This is a genomic window from Fodinicola feengrottensis, assembly GCF_010993775.1.
In the GTDB taxonomy this organism is placed as follows: domain Bacteria; phylum Actinomycetota; class Actinomycetes; order Mycobacteriales; family HKI-0501; genus Fodinicola; species Fodinicola feengrottensis.
In genome coordinates this window covers 48,340-64,761 of record NZ_WOTO01000034.1, presented here as the reverse complement: position 1 = coordinate 64,761, position 16,422 = coordinate 48,340, and the positions used below count along the sequence as shown (strand labels likewise).

17 protein-coding genes and 4 pseudogenes are annotated in these 16,422 nt (G+C 65.0%); 8 read left to right on the top strand and 13 right to left on the bottom strand.

Annotated elements, in window-relative coordinates:
- Nucleotides 1-34 precede the first annotated feature (34 nt).
- Nucleotides 35-1,243, bottom strand: a complete 1,209-nt coding sequence (locus tag GNX96_RS28410; protein WP_279581699.1) for a cytochrome P450 — start codon at nt 1,241-1,243, stop codon at nt 35-37.
- A gap of 147 nt (nt 1,244-1,390) precedes the next feature.
- On the opposite strand from GNX96_RS28410, the gene GNX96_RS28405 reads away from it, so the two are divergent.
- Together GNX96_RS28405 and typA are read left to right on the top strand one after the other, a co-directional pair.
- Nucleotides 1,391-2,392, top strand: a complete 1,002-nt coding sequence (locus GNX96_RS28405) for a GNAT family N-acetyltransferase (protein ID WP_279581698.1) — start codon at nt 1,391-1,393, stop codon at nt 2,390-2,392.
- Between the two features lie 93 nt (nt 2,393-2,485).
- Nucleotides 2,486-4,367, top strand: a pseudogene (gene typA / locus GNX96_RS28400) (translational GTPase TypA).
- On the opposite strand, the gene GNX96_RS28395 reads toward typA, so the two are convergent.
- On the bottom strand, nt 4,332-4,691 hold the full coding sequence (locus GNX96_RS28395) for a nuclear transport factor 2 family protein (protein WP_163570858.1): 360 nt from the start codon (nt 4,689-4,691) through the stop codon (nt 4,332-4,334). The pseudogene typA and the gene GNX96_RS28395 overlap by 36 nt on opposite strands.
- A gap of 130 nt (nt 4,692-4,821) precedes the next feature.
- Between GNX96_RS28395 and GNX96_RS65060 the strand changes: the two are divergent.
- The 3 genes and pseudogenes from GNX96_RS65060 to GNX96_RS28385 all read left to right on the top strand — a co-directional run.
- A pseudogene (locus GNX96_RS65060) lies at nt 4,822-5,271 on the top strand (condensation domain-containing protein); the annotation flags it as partial.
- A gap of 35 nt (nt 5,272-5,306) precedes the next feature.
- Nucleotides 5,307-6,065: pseudogene (locus GNX96_RS55820) on the top strand (condensation domain-containing protein); the annotation flags it as partial.
- 51 nt (nt 6,066-6,116) lie between these two features.
- Nucleotides 6,117-7,799, top strand: coding sequence for a non-ribosomal peptide synthetase (locus GNX96_RS28385; protein WP_279581724.1), 1,683 nt, complete (start codon nt 6,117-6,119; stop codon nt 7,797-7,799).
- 99 nt (nt 7,800-7,898) lie between these two features.
- Here the strand turns inward: GNX96_RS28385 and GNX96_RS28380 are convergent.
- Nucleotides 7,899-8,246: pseudogene (locus tag GNX96_RS28380) on the bottom strand (transposase); the annotation flags it as partial.
- An 11-nt stretch (nt 8,247-8,257) separates the two neighbouring features.
- Between GNX96_RS28380 and GNX96_RS28375 the strand changes: the two are divergent.
- Nucleotides 8,258-8,584, top strand: coding sequence for a transposase (locus tag GNX96_RS28375; protein WP_313885808.1), 327 nt, complete (start codon nt 8,258-8,260; stop codon nt 8,582-8,584).
- A gap of 133 nt (nt 8,585-8,717) precedes the next feature.
- Here GNX96_RS28375 and GNX96_RS65055 read toward each other — a convergent pair whose 3' ends face one another.
- Complete coding sequence (locus GNX96_RS65055; protein WP_163570849.1) at nt 8,718-8,909, bottom strand: HNH endonuclease; 192 nt, start codon at nt 8,907-8,909, stop codon at nt 8,718-8,720.
- Entirely contained in the window at nt 8,834-9,964 is a 1,131-nt protein-coding gene (locus GNX96_RS28365; RefSeq protein WP_163570845.1) for a DUF222 domain-containing protein, read from the bottom strand. Before GNX96_RS28365 ends, GNX96_RS65055 begins: the two co-directional genes overlap by 76 nt.
- A gap of 167 nt (nt 9,965-10,131) precedes the next feature.
- Between GNX96_RS28365 and GNX96_RS55810 the strand changes: the two genes are divergently transcribed.
- Together GNX96_RS55810 and GNX96_RS28360 are read left to right on the top strand one after the other, a co-directional pair.
- On the top strand, nt 10,132-10,311 hold the full coding sequence (locus tag GNX96_RS55810) for a hypothetical protein (protein WP_279581696.1): 180 nt from the start codon (nt 10,132-10,134) through the stop codon (nt 10,309-10,311).
- Between the two features lie 35 nt (nt 10,312-10,346).
- Complete coding sequence (locus tag GNX96_RS28360) at nt 10,347-11,102, top strand: IS5 family transposase (protein WP_279581695.1); 756 nt, start codon at nt 10,347-10,349, stop codon at nt 11,100-11,102.
- Between the two features lie 218 nt (nt 11,103-11,320).
- Here the strand turns inward: GNX96_RS28360 and GNX96_RS55805 are convergent, their stop codons facing one another.
- Genes GNX96_RS55805 through GNX96_RS28330 form a run of 8 tightly spaced genes read right to left on the bottom strand, consistent with a single transcriptional unit; the run spans nt 11,321 to nt 16,421 of the window.
- Nucleotides 11,321-11,749 carry a Gfo/Idh/MocA family protein gene (locus tag GNX96_RS55805; protein WP_390624166.1) on the bottom strand — a complete coding sequence of 143 codons (429 nt, stop codon included), beginning with the start codon at nt 11,747-11,749 and terminating at the stop codon, nt 11,321-11,323.
- A gap of 11 nt (nt 11,750-11,760) precedes the next feature.
- Entirely contained in the window at nt 11,761-12,282 is a 522-nt protein-coding gene (locus tag GNX96_RS55800; RefSeq protein WP_279581693.1) for a Gfo/Idh/MocA family protein, read from the bottom strand.
- Entirely contained in the window at nt 12,276-12,344 is a 69-nt protein-coding gene (locus GNX96_RS65050) for a hypothetical protein (RefSeq protein ID WP_390624165.1), read from the bottom strand. The genes GNX96_RS55800 and GNX96_RS65050 overlap by 7 nt, the downstream gene beginning before the upstream one ends.
- Before the next feature lie 5 nt (nt 12,345-12,349).
- Nucleotides 12,350-12,727: an NDP-hexose 2,3-dehydratase family protein gene (locus GNX96_RS28350; protein WP_163570842.1), complete on the bottom strand. Its 378-nt coding sequence runs from the start codon at nt 12,725-12,727 to the stop codon at nt 12,350-12,352.
- The gene (locus GNX96_RS28345) at nt 12,633-13,541 is read right to left on the bottom strand and encodes an NDP-hexose 2,3-dehydratase family protein (protein WP_163570839.1); all 909 of its coding nucleotides are present in this window, start codon (nt 13,539-13,541) and stop codon (nt 12,633-12,635) included. Before GNX96_RS28345 ends, GNX96_RS28350 begins: the two co-directional genes overlap by 95 nt.
- A complete protein-coding gene (locus GNX96_RS28340) occupies nt 13,538-14,749 on the bottom strand; it encodes a hypothetical protein (protein ID WP_163570836.1) in 1,212 nt (403 codons plus the stop codon). Before GNX96_RS28340 ends, GNX96_RS28345 begins: the two co-directional genes overlap by 4 nt.
- Nucleotides 14,746-15,693 (bottom strand): glycosyltransferase family 2 protein, encoded by a 948-nt coding sequence (locus GNX96_RS28335; RefSeq protein WP_163570833.1) that lies wholly within the window; start codon nt 15,691-15,693, stop codon nt 14,746-14,748. Before GNX96_RS28335 ends, GNX96_RS28340 begins: the two co-directional genes overlap by 4 nt.
- Complete coding sequence (locus GNX96_RS28330) at nt 15,690-16,421, bottom strand: NAD-dependent epimerase/dehydratase family protein (protein ID WP_163570830.1); 732 nt, start codon at nt 16,419-16,421, stop codon at nt 15,690-15,692. The genes GNX96_RS28335 and GNX96_RS28330 overlap by 4 nt, the downstream gene beginning before the upstream one ends.
- Nucleotide 16,422: the final 1 nt, after the last annotated feature.

Genomic DNA, 16,422 nt, shown 5'->3' with positions numbered 1-16,422 from the left:
GCCATGCCCTCACGATAGCCACGAGAGCCGTCGGCTACCAGGTGACGGGGAGGGCGCGCAGGCCGGCGGTGGTGGTTTCCGTACGTGCTTGCAGTGACTCCAGTGGGACGGCCAGTCGCAGCGTGGGGAAACGCTGCAACAGCACCGAAAACACCTCCTGTAGCTCGATCCGGGCGAGGCTCGCGCCGATGCAGAAATGCGGGCCGTGGCCGAAAGTGAGGTGGGCCGTCGTGCTGTGCCGGGCGATATCGAAGGTGTCCGGTTCGGGAAAGGCGCTGGTGTCCCGATTTCCAGCGTCGGTGGAGAGCAGGACCGCGTCGCCGGCCGGGATCGTCATGCCGCTGATCTCGATGTCGGCATGCGCATAGCGGGTGACGCCGCCGGACTGGCCGCCAACCGTCATCCGGAGAATTTCCTCGACAGCGGTCGGTACGAGCGACGGGTCGTCGCGCAGCGCGGCGGCCTGGGCAGGATTGCTGAGCAGTAGCACCGTACCCATGTCGATGCGTGCCATGGTCGTTTCGTGGCCGGCGAAAAAAAGCAGCGCTACCGCAAGGAAAGTCATCTCGTCGATGCCGAAATGCCATTCCTCGTCAGCGGCGATCACGTCACTGATCACGTCCTGGGCGGGGTCCTCCCGCTTGCGTTCGATGAGGTCTCGCATGTACGCGGAGAATTCGGCCAGCGCGTCCTGGGCCGACTCGCCATCGAGCATGCTGGCCATTTTCGTGGACCAGACCCGAAACTTGGCCCGGTCCGTGGCCGGCACCCCGAGCAGCTCGCAGATCACCAGCACCGGCAACGAAAAAGCGAGCTCCTCATGTAGGTCGGCCGGCGGTCCCTGGTCGGCGATCCGGTCCAGCAGTTCGGCGACCAGCCGGGCCACTCGGGGCCGGAGCGCGGTCATCCGGCGGGCTGAGAAGGCCGGCGTCAGCACCCGGCGCAGCCGTACGTGCTCCTGCTTCTCGGTGGCGTAGTCGCCGAGCGGTCCACCCAGGATCGCCGACTCGGTGAACCGGGAGGCTTTTTCCGGCTCCGGATGGGACCGGCCGAGCCGCGGGTCGGCGAGCAGCGTACGCACCTCGTCGTAGCGGGTGACGCTCCAGGCGAGGTCGCCGACGGCCGTCCGCACCCGGGCGATCGGCTGCTCGGCGCGCATCAGCGCGAGGTAGGTCGGCGGGACATCCAGCACGGTGTCACCGTGTGCGAACGGCAGCTGGGGGAGTTCCTCGGTGGCGGTCACAGGGTGTGTCCTTCCGAATACGTTATGAACCGTCACCGTATGCAGGGCGCGCCAGCTTAATCAAGCTTCTTTCCACGATCCCGGGAAAAGTCCTTGCTTGCCGGTACGCCTTGTTGCTGACACCGTGTCTGGGTGCGGCTGCGAACAGTGGATCCCAACGACGACCAGGCTTTCGCCGGCTGGTTCTCGGTCGTCGAGGCGTCGTATCAGCACGACCGGCCGGGCGAGCGGAACGGAACTGTGGAGGAGCTGCAGGCGCGCGGGCGCGGCTCCAAGGCCGAGCGTTTCGTTGACGTGGCGGCGATCGACGACGGCGCCGTGGTCGGAGCCGCCCGCTTGGGGTTGCCACTGCTGGAAAACTTGCGATTGGTTGGCCTGTCCCAGCTCGCCGTACGGCCGGACCGGCGGCGGGCGGGTATCGGAACGGCACTGCTTGCCGAGGTCGAGCGGCTGGCCACCGCGGCCGGCCGGGACCTGCTGGAGGCCGACCTGGACGAACCCGGTTGGCCGGAGGTGCCGGATCCGGGCCGGATCTTCGCCGGCCGGCACGGCTTCGAGTGCGCGCAGGTGGCCGTACGCCGCGACCTCACGTTGCCGGCCGACCGCGAGCGGATCGACACGCTGGAGGTCCAGTGCCGCCGGTACGTCAGCGGCTATGCCTTGCGCACCTGGCGAGACCGCTGCCCGCAGGACCTGGTGGACGACCGGGCCGTACTGGCCGCTCGGATGAGTACGGACGCGCCGATGGGCGACCTCGAGCGGGCCGCCGAGCACTGGGACGCCGACCGAGTCCGGGACCGGGAAGGGCTGCAGCTCGCGCAGAACCGGAGCTGGGTCGCGGTCGGCGCCATCCACCAGGCGTCCGGCCGGATGGTCGGCTTCACCGAGGTCGGATTCCCGCTGCGAGCGCCCGAGCGCGGCTACCAGTGGGACACCCTCGTACGCCGTGAACACCGTGGTCATCGGCTCGGCGCGTGGATGAAGGTGGCGAACCTGCGCCAGCTCGCCGACGTGTCTCCGGTCACCACCCTGGTGACCACCTGGAACGCTGACGACAACGCTCCTATGATTGCGGTGAACAAGAGCCTCGGGTGCGCGGCGAATGGTGCCCTGACCCACTGGACGAAGCGGCTGGGTGACCAGCGCTGACCGACCGGTCCGTACACTCGGCGAGGATGAGGCCAGCCGCTGGCCAGCACTCCGTACGGGCCGCTTCGCCCGCCGACAAGGATCGAGTACTCCATGCCCACTCGTGATGACCTGCGCAATGTCGCGATCATCGCGCACGTCGACCACGGTAAGACGACGTTGGTTGACGCGATGCTCTGGCAGTCCGGCGCTTTCCGGGTCGGCTCCTCGGTCGACGACCGGGTGATGGACTCGATGGACCTGGAGCGCGAAAAGGGCATCACCATCCTGGCCAAGAACACCGCGGTCAAGCACAGCGACCTGACGCTGAACATCGTCGACACCCCCGGCCACGCCGACTTCGGTGGCGAGGTGGAGCGCGCGCTGTCCATGGTGGACGGTGTGCTGCTGCTGGTGGACGCGAGCGAGGGCCCGCTGCCGCAGACCCGGTTTGTGCTGCGCAAGACGCTCGCGCTGCGGCTGCCGGTGATCCTGGTGATCAACAAGGTGGACCGGCCGGACGCCCGGATCGCCGAGGTCGTCGACGAGACGTACGAGCTGTTCCTGGACCTGGACGCGGATGAGCAGCAGATCGACTTCCCGATCGTCTACTGCCACGCCAAGGCCGGCAAGGCGTCGCTGGAGCGCCCGCTGGACGGCGAAAGCCCGAACTCGGAAGACCTCGAACCGCTCTTCGACATCATCAAGAAGACCGTGCCGCCGCCGCAGTACGACGAGGGCGCGCCGCTGCAGGCGCACGTCACCAACCTCGACTCGTCGCCGTACCTGGGTCGCCTCGCGCTGTGCCGGATTCGCAACGGCACCATCCGCAAGGGCCAGCAGGCCGCCTGGTGCCGTACGGACGGGACCATCCAGCGGGTCAAGATCACCGAGCTGCTGATGACCGAGGCTGGATCGGGTGGCGGTCGAGACCGCCGGGCCGGGCGACCTGATCGCGATCGCCGGCATCCCGCAGATCACCATCGGCGAGACCCTCACCGACCCCGAGGACCCGCGCCCGCTGCCGGTGATCACCGTCGACGAGCCGAGCATCTCGATGACGGTCGGGACGAACTCCTCGCCGCTGGCCGGCACCTCCGGCAACAAGCTGACCGCCCGGCTGGTGAAGAACCGGCTGGACGCCGAGCTGATCGGCAACGTGTCCATCCGGGTGCTGGAGACTGAGCGGCCGGATACCTGGGAGGTGCAGGGCCGTGGCGAGCTGCAGCTGGCGATCCTGGTCGAGATTATGCGCCGCGAGGGTTTTGAGCTGACCGTTGGCAAGCCGCAGGTCGTCACCAGGCTGATCGACGGCGCGGTGCATGAGCCGGTCGAGCGGCTGACGATCGACGCCCCCGAGGACTACCTCGGCGTGTTGACCCAGCTGATGGCGCTGCGCAAGTCGCGGCTGGAGCAGATGATCAACCACGGCACCGGCTGGGTCCGGATGGAATACCGGGTGCCGGCCCGTGGCCTGATCGGCTTCCGTACCGAGTTCCTCACCGAGACCCGCGGCACCGGCCTCATGCACCACGTCTTCGACGGGTACGAGCCGTGGGTCGGCGAGCTGCGGACCCGCCCGACCGGTTCGCTGGTCGCCGACCGACGCGGCCCGACCACCGGTTTCGCGCTGGCCAACCTGCAGGAGCGCGGCACCATGTTCGTCGGTCCCGGCACCGACGTTTACGAGGGCATGATCGTCGGTGAGAACTCCCGTCAGGACGACATGGATGTCAACCCGACCAAGGAAAAGAAGCTCACCAACATGCGCCAGTCCTCCGGCGACATCCTGGTGCCGCTGATCCCGCACCGGGTGCTGTCGCTGGAACAGGCCCTGGAGTTCTGCCGCGAAGACGAATGCGTCGAGGTCACCCCCGGCTTCGTCCGCATCCGCAAGGTCACGCTGGGCCGCGCAGGACCGGGAAAAGCTCCGCGGCCGCAAGAACCGCCCCCCGAAGAACTAGTCCTTAATCTCGGTGCCCTGCGCCGAAAGTAACCGCCAGCCGCTGCGCACCCGGACGAACACGTGGGTGTAGCGGCTGGCGGCGGTGACGCCGGTGAAGGTCATCTTCGTACGCCCGACCACGATGCCGATGTCGCCGACGTGCCGGACGAAAGCCTCTTCGGGGTAGGACTGGATCTCGCCGAACTGGACAGCGCCGGACGTGATCGCGCCGATCAGGTCCACTTTGGACACCATCGCACCGTCGGCGATCGAGACCAGCAGGAAATCGTCGGCGAGCAGGTCGCCGAGGGTTTTGGTGTCACCGTTGGTGAGCGCTTCGAAGAACTTCTGATCGAAAGTAAGCAGGTTCTGCACCTGGGGTCCATTCTTGAGTCGTGGTTGTCCACCATCGGACGCTAAACCCTGACATCGGTGGCAAGGCCAGCGTCGTTGGACGCTCGGGCCCGCCTTGTCAGGGCCTTCGTCGCTGGTAGATCATCCGGAAATGACGGAACGTCTGTCGTACGGCCAGCAGCGACTGTGGTTTCTCGACCGGTTACAGCCCGGTGACGCCTCGTACAATCTGTGTGAGGCGCTGCGACTGCGCGGTTCTTTGGATGTCGGCGCGTTGCGGAATGCTCTCGATGCGCTGGTGACGCGGCATGAAATGTTGCGGACGCGATTTCCGGACGTGGATGGCAGTCCGGTGGCTGTGCTCAGCCCACCTGGGTCGGCTCCGCTGCGGATGGTGGACGCCCGCGACGAGAATCACGCGCGGGAACTGGTGTCGGCTGAGGCGAACGGCGCTTTCGAGCTGGCCGCGGCCGCGCCGATCCGGTTGTTGCTGGTACGGCTCGGCCCACGCGATCACGTACTGAGTGTCGTGTTGCACCACATCATCGGCGACGGGTGGTCGCTGAACCTGCTCAACAGTGAGTTGATTGAGCTGTATCGGGGTCGCGAGCTGCGCCGCTTTCGGCGACCTACCGCGATTTTGTCACTGCTCAGCGGGCCGTCGATCCGGCGCCTGAGGTGGCCCGTTGGCGGGATCGGCCGATCGGCGCGACAGAGTTGGCGTTGCCGACGGACCGGCCACCCGCCGCCGAGCGGTCTACCAGCGGTGGCTTCGAAACCGTCACGCTGCCCGCCGATGTGGTTGCTGACCTGGTGGCGTTGGCCCGACGGGAACGCTGTTCGCTTTTTATGGTCCTGCTCAGTGCGTACCAGCTGCTGTTGTCCCGGCACACCGGCCAGCACGACATTTGTGTGGGCACGCCGATGGCCTCGCGTACGGAGCTGGCCTGGGAGACGATCGTCGGGTATTTCACCCAGCTGCAGGTGCTCCGGGGCGACCTCTCTGGTGACCCGGAATTCTCCCGGCTGTTGAGAAAAACCCGGTCCGATGTATTAGGGACCTTCGGCCGGCCGGACGTGCCTTTAGCCGCACAGTTCCAGACAATCATGGTGGTTCTGAATTCGCCGGAGGAGACCGGTTTCGCGCTGAGTTCGTTCGGCGACCTGGAACTCGAGTGGTTCGGCACCGGCTTCGGGCAGAGCATGCTGGATCTGACCTTGCAGTTGTTTCCGCTGGCGGACGGAGGTCTCAGCGCCGCCTTTGGCTACCGCGACGACGTCTTCGACGCAGCCACAGTGGCCGGCATAGCCGCACGTTTCTTGGTCCTGCTGCGAGATATCGTACGACGCCCTGACGCTCGCATCGGTGAGCTGGAATGCCTGGCCGCAGGTGAGTTGGATAAGTTGTCCGCCTGGGGCACCGGGCCTGGGCAACCGGTTCCCGCGGTGGTCCCTTTATTGATCAAGGCGTCGGACGCCGTGGCGGTGGGGTCCCTAACGTACGCGGAACTGTTGTCGCGCGCCGAAAAGCTGGCTGGCGCGCTGCGGGAAGCCGGTGTCGGTCCGGGGAGCGTTGTTGGCGTACATTTGCCGCGCTCGCCCCATGGTGTGATCGCCTTGCTCGCCACCTGGCTCGCTGGGGCTGCTTACCTTGCTCTGGATCCCGCATTGCCGGCAGCCCGGAAAGACCTGATGATCGTCGGAAGTGGAGTCGAGGTCGTCATCTCCGACGAGCCACTTCCGGGTGTGGTCAGGGTTTCCCCTTCCGCCACCGCGCCAGCGATGACTGCCGTGCAGGTGCTGCCCGAGTGGCTCGCGTACGTGATTTACACGTCCGGATCGACTGGCACCCCGAAAGCGGTCGCGGTGTCGCATGGCGCACTGGCAGCCAGGGTGGCCTGGATGACCGGCGTCTACGCGCTGACTCCGGATGATTGCGTCGCGCAGGTCGCGTCCTGGGGTTTCGACACCCACGCCGAGGAAATCTACCCAGCACTGGTAGCTGGGGCGCGGGTCGAGGTGGTCACGGAGTCCGCGGCACTGCCGGATTTCCTGCGGTCTGCCCAGGGCCGCGCGGTCACTGTGCTCGACCTGCCCACCGCGTACTGGCATGAATTGGTCGCCAGCCCGGAAGCTGTCCGCTGGCCCGACGGGTTGCGGCTGGTGATCCTCGGCGGCGAACAAGCATCAGCGGAAGCGGTTGCGCGGTGGGGTTCGCGTACCCGGCTGGTAAACACGTACGGTCCGACCGAAGCGACCATTATCGCCACGGCATGCGATCTCGTGCCGAACGCCGCCGCACGTCCGCCTATTGGCTGCCCGATCGCCGACACCGTGGTCAAAGTGCTGGATCCGGCCGGAAATCTGACGCCACCCGGGGTGTCTGGAGAACTGCACATTGGCGGCGCGGGGGTGGCGCAGGGATATCTGGGCCAACCGGATTTCCCAGTAACGGAAGGGATTCGTTGGTATGCGACCGGGGATCGCTGCCGCTGGCGACCAGACGGCCAGCTGGAATTTCTCGGCCGTCTCGACGATCAGGTGAAGGTTCGCGGTCACCGGATCGAACCGGCCGAGGTGCGCGCCGCATTGGAGGCCGAGCCCGGTGTCGATCAGGCCGTCGTCGTTGCTCACCAGGACCGGCTCGTCGGCTACCTCGTCGGGACAGCCACGGACCAGGCAATGCGGGCCGGCCTCGCTCGTACGCTGCCCAGTTACCTCGTGCCCGATCTGTTCGTACGACTGGAAAAACTTCCCCTGACAAACAATGGGAAGGTGGACATACGAGCGCTGCCCGATCCGGCCGCTGTGGTCGCCGTGCAGTGGAGTGAACCGGAATCCGATGCCGAGCAGTTGGTCGCCGAAATCTGGACCGAGGTGCTCAGCGTCGAACGAGTCGGTGCCGCCGACGACTTTTTCGCCCTCGGCGGCCATTCGCTCTTGGCCACTCGGGTCATTTCCCGGCTGCGCGCCACTCTGGAAATCGACGTGCCCGTACGCGCCGTCTTCGACTACTCAACGCTGACCGCTTTCGCCGCTCACGTAGAGGTGCTGCTCACCGCCGCTGTCGACGAACTCTCCGACGCGGAGGTAGCGAATTTGCTGTCCTACCAAGCCAGTAGTGAGTAAGAGACACCAGCCTCAAACATCCACAACCTCCATCCGCAGACTCCCGCGCTCGGCAGGACGTCTGGGTCCGCAACACGAACGGTGTTTCTGGCGTTTGCGTTAGTACGTTTCGGCGGCCGGCCAGCGGTTACCGAATGTGATGGCGAAGGCGTTCAGCACGGGCTTCCAGCGCATCGTCCGTCGGGCGCGGCCTGTTCCGGTGGGGTCCAGGTCGTGTGTCACAAGGTACAGGCACTTCATGGCTGCCTGCTCGGTTGGGAAGTGCCCGCGTGCGCGTACCGCGCGTCGGTGTCGAGCGTTGAGTGACTCGATCGCGTTCGTGGAGCAGATGACTTTCCTGATTTCGACATCGTAATCCAGGAAAGGGATGAATTCTTCCCACGCGTTGCGCCACAGGCGGATCATCGCGCCATGCTGTTTCCCCCATTTCTCGTCAAGTTCCTCGAGCCGGACTAGACGTGCACCTGGTCTGCGACAACCTGTCCACTCACAAGACCCCTGCCATCCACGAATGGCTCGCTGTGCATCCCCGGTTCCACCCGCACTTCATCCCGACCGGATCGTCCTGGGTCAACCAAGTAGAACGTTGGTTCGCCTACCTGACCACCGAACTCCTGCAGCGAGGCGTCCACAAAAGCGTGAAAACGCTGGAAAAGGGCATCCGTGAATGGATCAAGATCTGGAACGAGGATCCCAAGCCATTCGTCTGGAAGAAGAGCGCCGAAGAGATCCTCAACTCTCTCGCACGATATCCTCAACGGACTTCAGGCGCGGGACACCAGTAGCGTGTCGCTCCTAAATCTGGCGCTGCTTGTCCGAGGTTCTCGGGTTCAGGTCTGCTGAGGACGATCGGTGATGGTTCGTCTGCAGAGTTGTGGGCCGCCGGGCGTGATAGTGCCCGGCGGCCAGGTGGGTTTTCTATGCGGCGAGTTGATTAATCCCGCGGATGGGTCTTCGTTCGCGGTCAACGTACGCGGGCGGCAGGAATTCAACGATTCCGTCGACGATGCGTACGTCCCAGCCGCCGTGGTGCACTAAGCGATGGCAGCGGTCGCACAGGAGCACGCAATTGTCAAGGCAAGTATGCCCACCATCGGCCCAGTGCTGCACGTGGTGCCCCCTCGTGTCCAGCGGGGTGGTCGGCCGCATCTGGCGCAGCCTTTGTCTCGTGCTATAAGGGCTTTGCGTAGGGCTGGTGTGATGAGTCGTTCGTTGCGTCCGACATCCAGCGGTACGCTGTCGCTGCCCAGCACCATCGGGATAATGTCCGCGTCACAAGCGAGCCGCCGGACGCCCTCTGGGGAAATAGGTGCGCCACTGTGCGGGTAAGCGACTCCGAGGCGGTCGCGGAGCATGTCCCAGTTGATGGTGATGGTGAGATGCGGTCGCTCGGCGCCCTGGGTGGGGAGTTTCCCGGAGTCCGCGATCAGATTCAGGGCTTCCGCGAGCGCGTCCCCGTTGCGTTCGGACACTGACCGCTGATCAGGGGTCCCGTTCTCAGCGGGCCGGGGTTTGGCCAGCGGGCTGAGGATTTCGCTGAAGAGGGTCCCGGTTTCACTGTCGAAGGAGCCGGTGAAGTTGAGGCGCCCGTCCCGTCCGGTGTGGAGGGATAGTTCGCGGCGTGGTTTCTGGTTTTCGTGTTCGGAGGGCGCGGGTCCGTCGGGGTCCAGGTGATCGTGGATGCGCCTGCCGACTTTGGCTAGGCCTGGTGCGGTGTAGCGTTTCGCGTGTTCCACCAGGGACGCTTCGGCTTCTTCGCGGTCTTTGATGGTCACCCTGGCCGGGAGCCTGGTCACGACCCCAACAATGGTGTCGATTTGGGAGTCCGCGAGTTCGCCGCGGCGCATCGCCTCACTGGCGATACTGAGTGTGGGCGCGAGCGTTTCACCGGTGAGGGCTTGGCTGGGGCACAGGTTCAGGGCTCGTTTGTAGCGCCGGGTCGCCTCTGTGGGGGACAGTCGAAGGAGATCCTGCAGCATCCCCAGGGTGTTGCGGTGCCCGAGCGTCTTGCCGACGTTTCCCCGGTGGATCGCCGCGACAATGTCCAGCACCTCGACCTGCAGCAGCCGGACCGCTTTTTTTTCTTTCTCCTGCAGCAACTCACCTAGCTCATCCGGGTCACACCTCCAGAGCTCTGGAGAGGTGACTTCGTCGCCGGCGGCCATGACATTAATTCTACCGCCGGCGCCGACAGTTTGGTCGCGTACGGGTGATCAGGAATTGGATACTTTCACAATAACCCCAACGAAACATAGAGCGCGCGCGTTCAAGTCTTTGCGGGCGCGAGCGCTGGGCCTCAGAGACTGTTGGGGTAACTGAGTCGTGACGTCCGGTGGTGATGTTGATCATGATCGGCGTGTCGGCGGGTAAAAAGATCATTCCCACCAAGATCACGTTGTGTGCAACTGTCAGCCTGGTGGGTATGATCCACGTCCATGTTATCCGTCCAGTTTGTCCGATCGCGGGGTGGGCGCTGCTGCTGGCGCCGTTGATGCCGGTCCGTGATCAGTAAAAGGGCGGTATGGTAAGGAAATATGGTGATGGTTGGTGCTGGATGCGATCTTCTTTGTGCGGCGTTCGGGTTGTCAGTGGCGGATGATCCCGCATGACTTGATGTCGTGGGACGCCGCCTACCGCTGGTATCGGTCCTGGGCTAAGGACGGGACGTTCGATCGTGTCCACGACGCGCTTCGCGATCAGATTCGGGTCGCTGCCGGTCGCGACCCGAATCCGTCAGCCGCCGTTCTGGACGCCCAGTCGATCAAGAGCAGCGAGGGCGGGCAGGCCCGCGGGTTCGACATGGGCAAGAAAACCACCGGCCGTAAACGGCATCTCATTGTCGATACTCTGGGTTTGCTGCTGACCGTGATAGTCACCGCCGCATCCGTGCAGGACCGCCCCGGTGGACGCCGGATTCTGCAATATGGGGCCTCCCGATTTCCTTCGATCGCCCTGGTGTGGGCTGACGGCGGATATACGCACTCGATCGACAACAGCATGGTGGCCTGGGCACAGGAAAGACTCGGCCTGCTGTTACAAATCGTGAAACGTAACGATGACGTCAAAGGCTTCCAAGTATTACCGCGGAGATGGGTCGTCGAGCGCACCTTTGGCTGGCTGATCCGCAACCGCCGCCTGGCCCGAGACTATGAACGCCTCACCAGCAATTCCGAAACCATGATCAAACTGGCGATGATTCAGCTCATGGCCAATCGGCTGTCCGGCCAGACCATCCGCTGGCCCAACGCCACCGAACGCGAAGCAGCCCGACGACTCACCATAGAGACCAAATTCGCAGCGTAACCAGTCACATACCCAACAGTCTCTCAGACGCAATGACCCAGTAGCGTGGCGCTGATATTTTGAGGCCGCTGGTGTTGGAGTGGCTCGCCCCAGCGACGGCGCTCCGATTGTTGGGTGGTGAACCCATCAGACGGACTGTGCGGTTGCTCCTGTGACTGCTGTGAAACTTGAGAAGATTCACGCCAACAAATATCGCCAAACTTAGAAACGCCACGCTACTAGTGGAGGGCATCCACCCAGCGGGCGCTGGACCGAACCGCCTCGACCAGGGCCGCCTGGCGCAGGATTTGCGCGCCGTCGGTGCCGGCGGCGATCGCCGCGGCGAAGGCCTCGGCGGCCTTGACGAACTGCCGGTCCGCCGGGAGCACCCGCTCGGTCACCTCGCCGGCGACCTCCATTCGCAGGACCGGCGGATAATCATCTGGCGGCGTGAATGGTCGCCGCAACTCCAGCGATCCCTGGCTTCCCCAGATCGAACAGACGGTCCGGTATGCATGTATGAAACCAAAGTCTAGCTGCGCGGTCACTCCGGCAGAAGTGGTCAGCAGCACACTCCCGGCCACGTCGACCCGTGCGCCCGGGTCTCGTCGCAGCACCGCGCCGACGACTTCCAGTTCCGATCCGAGATAAAGCTGCGCGGCTCGGATCGGATAGACGCCTACGTCCAGGAGCGCCCGCCGCCGCCAAGATCCGGCAGATAGCGGGGGTTCTCGGGCTCCAACGGCGGAATTCCCATGGCTGCGCTGAAAGCCCTGATCTCCCCGATTCTCGGGAGGCTTTCCCGTACGACGGCATGCTGGGAGTGGTGCAGGAAAGCAAAATTCTCCACCAGCAGCAGACCGTGTGCTTGGGCCAATGCCACCAGCGACTGGGCTTCTTCCAGCCGTACGGTCAAAGCCTTCTCGGACAACACATGCTTTCCCGCGAGCAGCGCCTTTTCGATCCACTCGGCGTGAAGTCCAGTGGGCAGCGGGAGATAGACGGCGTCGACATCATCGCGGGCCAGCAGGTTGTCGTAGCCTTCGACCGACGCGCAGCCGTACGGCGCGGCGGTTTCCTGCGCACGACGCAGATCCCGACTGGCCACCGCCGTCACCTCGATGCCGGCTGCGTCGGCGAGTGCCGGCAGCATCCGCCGGCGGGCGATCGAGGCGCAGCCCAGCACGCCAAATCTCAGCACAGGTTCAACCCCGCCACCAGGGTTCGGGCTTGCACATTCACATAATGTGGGTGCCGCAACAATCCGGTCAGCCGATCGACCGCGAGCCACCGGTAGTCCGGTGGTGGGGGGGCGGGAGGTCGGGCGGTGCATCGACCACCCGATAGCGAGTCTGAGCGCGATAGAATCGGCCTCCTTCCTCGGAAAGCACCGTGTCATAACGGGCCCGCCCGGTGAGCACGAGGTCAAAATACGGCGGCGCCGGCAGATCGGCATAGCTGTTGGGTACACATTGGACGGTTGGCCCCAGTTCCACGCCGTTGCGCAGGCCACCCTCGGCTCGGGCCCGCACGAGAACCTCGGCGATGCCGTTACGGCGCCGTGACAGGAAAGCCGCCACCCCCTGCCCGTGCGGCCGGAAGAGCGGCTGGGTCCAATGGGTGACTTCCCGGGTGCCGGCCCGCACGGACACCGCCAGTACGCTGAAATGCCGGCGGTCGGTCCGGGCGATCTCGCGGATATCGGTACCAGTCCCGGACATCGGCCAGATCGATCAGCTCACTGGCCTGCGGATGCCGGGATTTCGCCTCGGTGATCCAGCTCAGCAGTTCGGTGTCCGGGTGCGGTGCGCCGGCCGCCGCAAGGCACGCCAACACCGTACGGGCGTCCATGTTCACCAGGTTGTCGAGCCGCAGCAGTCCGCCGAGCTCGGTGAGCGGAATCCAGCGGAAATCCTCGTGCGTCGGAACCAACTCGTCAGTGATTTCGACGACGATGTTTCGATTGCGTTTGCGGTAGAACCACGAGCCGTGTTCGGACTGCAGGGTGTCCACCAGCACCCGGCCGGGCCGTGGCGAACGGAAGAACTCCAGATAGCGTACGTCCGCGCCGCCGTGCACTCCCGTGTAGTTGCTGTGGGTGGCCTGCACAGTCGGTGCGAGCTGGAGCATGTTCACGTTCCCAGGCTCCATTTTCGCCTGCATGAGGCAATGCGGTTCTCCATCGATCCGCTTCAGCAGGATCCCCAGAATGCCGATCTCCGGCTGGTCGATGATCGGCTGCGACCAGTTTTTCACCGGACCACTGGGATCTGTCACCCGCAGCCCGCGGACAGTGAAGAAACGCCCGCTGTCGTGGCACAGGTTGCCACTGCCGGGCGCGAACCGCCAGCCGCGCAAGTCGTTCAGCGGGATCCGCCGGACGGTGAAGTCGTGCGTTACCTGCCGCTGCGCCCACCACCGGTCGAAGTCGACGACGGCTTGGAGCGTCTCGGTCCTCATGCCGCCCTCATCAGCAGTTCTTCCATCCTATAAAGGAAATCCCGGACGACGTCGGCCCGATGGTCGGCCAGCAGTGACAGCGTCTGGCCGTCCCTGTCGTCGGCGATCGCGAGATAGCACCGCAGGCCCGGTGGTCGAAAATCAGGTAGCCAGCGAAAAGTTGTGCCGGTTGGCTGGCGCGGCGGGCTCGGCCGGACCGGTGAGCGGGCATCGTTGAACATCACCGGCGGATTCACCCCGGCGGTCTCGACCAGCTCCCGGGCAGCCGCCGGGTCACATTGGGCGTGTTGGTACGCCCGCATGGACGCGGCCCACGATCGCTTGACCAGCCCCGCGAAGCCATCGGGTCCGGCGACTGATACGGACACGAACGCGTCCAGCGCGAAAGGAGCCACGCAGCCGCGTTCGTTGTCGGTTGTCCGGTTGTATGCCACGGTTTTCAGGAAACAGGTGTCTGTGTCGGCGATCTTCGCTTGCTGGTGAGCGAAAGCGGCGAGATAGACGGTCGAATCGGACGTACGACAGCGTTCGGCGAGACGGGCCGCAGCTACCTCAGCCACCTGCGAACGCAGTTCGCCATGTCGCAGACTCGGCACGTTTTCAAGCGGTCCGGTGGGCGCCGCGCCGCCAGCTACCGATCGCAAATACTCCAGCCCGCGTTCGCTGCGCCGGATGCCTGCCTCGCTTTGTTCGTGTCGAGCCTGATCCGCCGGCTGCCATGCGGCCGGTAAGCGTACGTCCGGGCGCCGCAACAGCCGGCGTAACTCCGCGGTCAGCATGCCAGCCGCCCAGGCGTCAACCGCCAGATGTGACAGGCCCAGCACGATTTCCCGTGGCTGGCCGTTAAAACACACCAGGGTGGCGCGGATTCCCCAGTCGTGGGCAGGATCGAACGGCTCAGCGGCCAGCTTCTCGACCGCGCTGGCGGTATCCGCGTGGCCGACGCGGATCTCCAGTTCGCCGGCAGCAATCACTTCCTGGGTCCGGCCGGGAAAGATGGTGTGCAGCGAGTCGTGCCGGCGGACCAGCGCGGCCACCGCCGTGGCCACGTCGTCGGAGGTGCATCCAGCCGGCACCGGCACCACTCGGGTGAGGTTGTAGTTGTAGTCCTCGTCCGCGGTCCGCCGCAACAGCGCGTCGTACACAATGGACTGTCCCCAGCTGAGCGGCGCCGCGGTGGCCCGCATGCCGGTGAAGGTCACGATCACCGGCCATCTCCCAGGATGTCGCGCAAGGACGAGGTGTCCCGGCGCAGCGTTTCGTCGTACACGTACTCGATTTCGCGACCGTGCATGGCCAACAGCCGCCGATCGTCTCGGTCGTAAACCTCGATCCGGTCCGCCGTCCGAACGATCCGGCCGAGGTCGGGATCGCTGTCGGCGCCATCGTAACCGGTTCCCAGTCGTTGGATGATGGCCAACTTGGCAACTCGGCGGTAGTTCGGATCTGCACAACTTTCCAAGAATTTGCTCAACACTTCGGTCTGTGCGGTGTTCCGATCGAACCGAGTGGAGTAGCTGCCTGGCCGGACTCGATAGAGATAGCTGGGGTCGGGCACCTTGGTGATCGGCGCACCACCGGCCACCAGCCGCACCCAGAGGTCCCAGTCCTCGCCGAGCGCGATCTGTCGGTATCCGCCTATCCGATGGTAAAGATCGCGAGAGTAGAGGGCGCCGACGAGCACGTAGTTGGTGACGAGCAACTGGGCGAGCTGGTCTCCCGGCAGCGGAAAGCGATCTTTCGTGTACGTGGCGGGGCTGGCCGGGCCGGAGCCGGTCCAGCTGAGCGGTCGCGGGCTGATCAGGCCCGGCCGTTCCGCGTACGCGTCGGACAGGATTTCCAGGTGATGCGGCAGAACCATGTCGTCGGCGTCGAGCTGCGCGACCAGATCGGTGGTCAGTGCGGCGATGCCGGTCCGCCGGCCACCCCAGATTCCCAGCCGCTGGGGCGTACGGATAACCGTGACCGGCAGCACCGTGGCCCACCGCAGAGCCAGCTTTTCGGTGTCGTCGTCGGAACAGTCGTCGACCACCACGATCTGGTCGGCCGGCCGGGTCTGGGTGGCCAACGACCCGAGCGCCTGGTCGAGGAACTCCGCCGAGTTCATCGCGGCGATGACGACTCCCACGGTGTGGCGCTTTCGCTGGTTCATCGGAGCACGTACCGATCAAGGACCTGGCGGAAGTAGTCCGCGCCGAAACCGAAATCCGCCACCGCAGGCACCAGCTGGCGGAGCTTTTCCGTACAGATCCGGGGATCCGCCGGGCTTGCCACCAGCTCGATAGTGGCCGTGATACCCAGCCGTTTCTCCAGCTCGGCGACCAGTTCGGACACCGGCACCGGATGACCGGACCCGACATTGACCACACCGGTCACTCGGGCGTCGAGCAGACTGTCCACCGTACGAACGAAATCGGCCGCGTCGATGAGGTCTCGACGGGCTCCGGACAGGACTTTCACCTTGCCGGACCGGATGTTCGCGACCAACGCCGGCACGAGCTGGTGCGCTGGCTGCCGGCGGCCCACCGGATAGGCCAGCCGGACAGTCAGATGTGCTGGGTCGGCCTTGGCGACAATGTCCTCCATTCGGAGTTTGTGTTGTCCGTAGGGCGATTCAGGTCGCGCCGGACCCGACTCTCGGCTGACCGGTTCGGCACGGCCGTAAAGCCCGGCCGATGCGGTGGAGATATAGACCAGACGTTCGCCGGAAGTCGTACAATGAGCGAGGGTTTCCCGCAGCCGTACGGCTTCCCGGTCGAAATCCGAGGTTTCCGTTGACGCGCCACTGGACGGCCCGGCCGCGAAGACCACCGCGTCCGGGTGCCGGCTCGCGATGGCCGCCAGGTTTTGACCCAGAAAGCCTGATCCGACCGTTCGCACG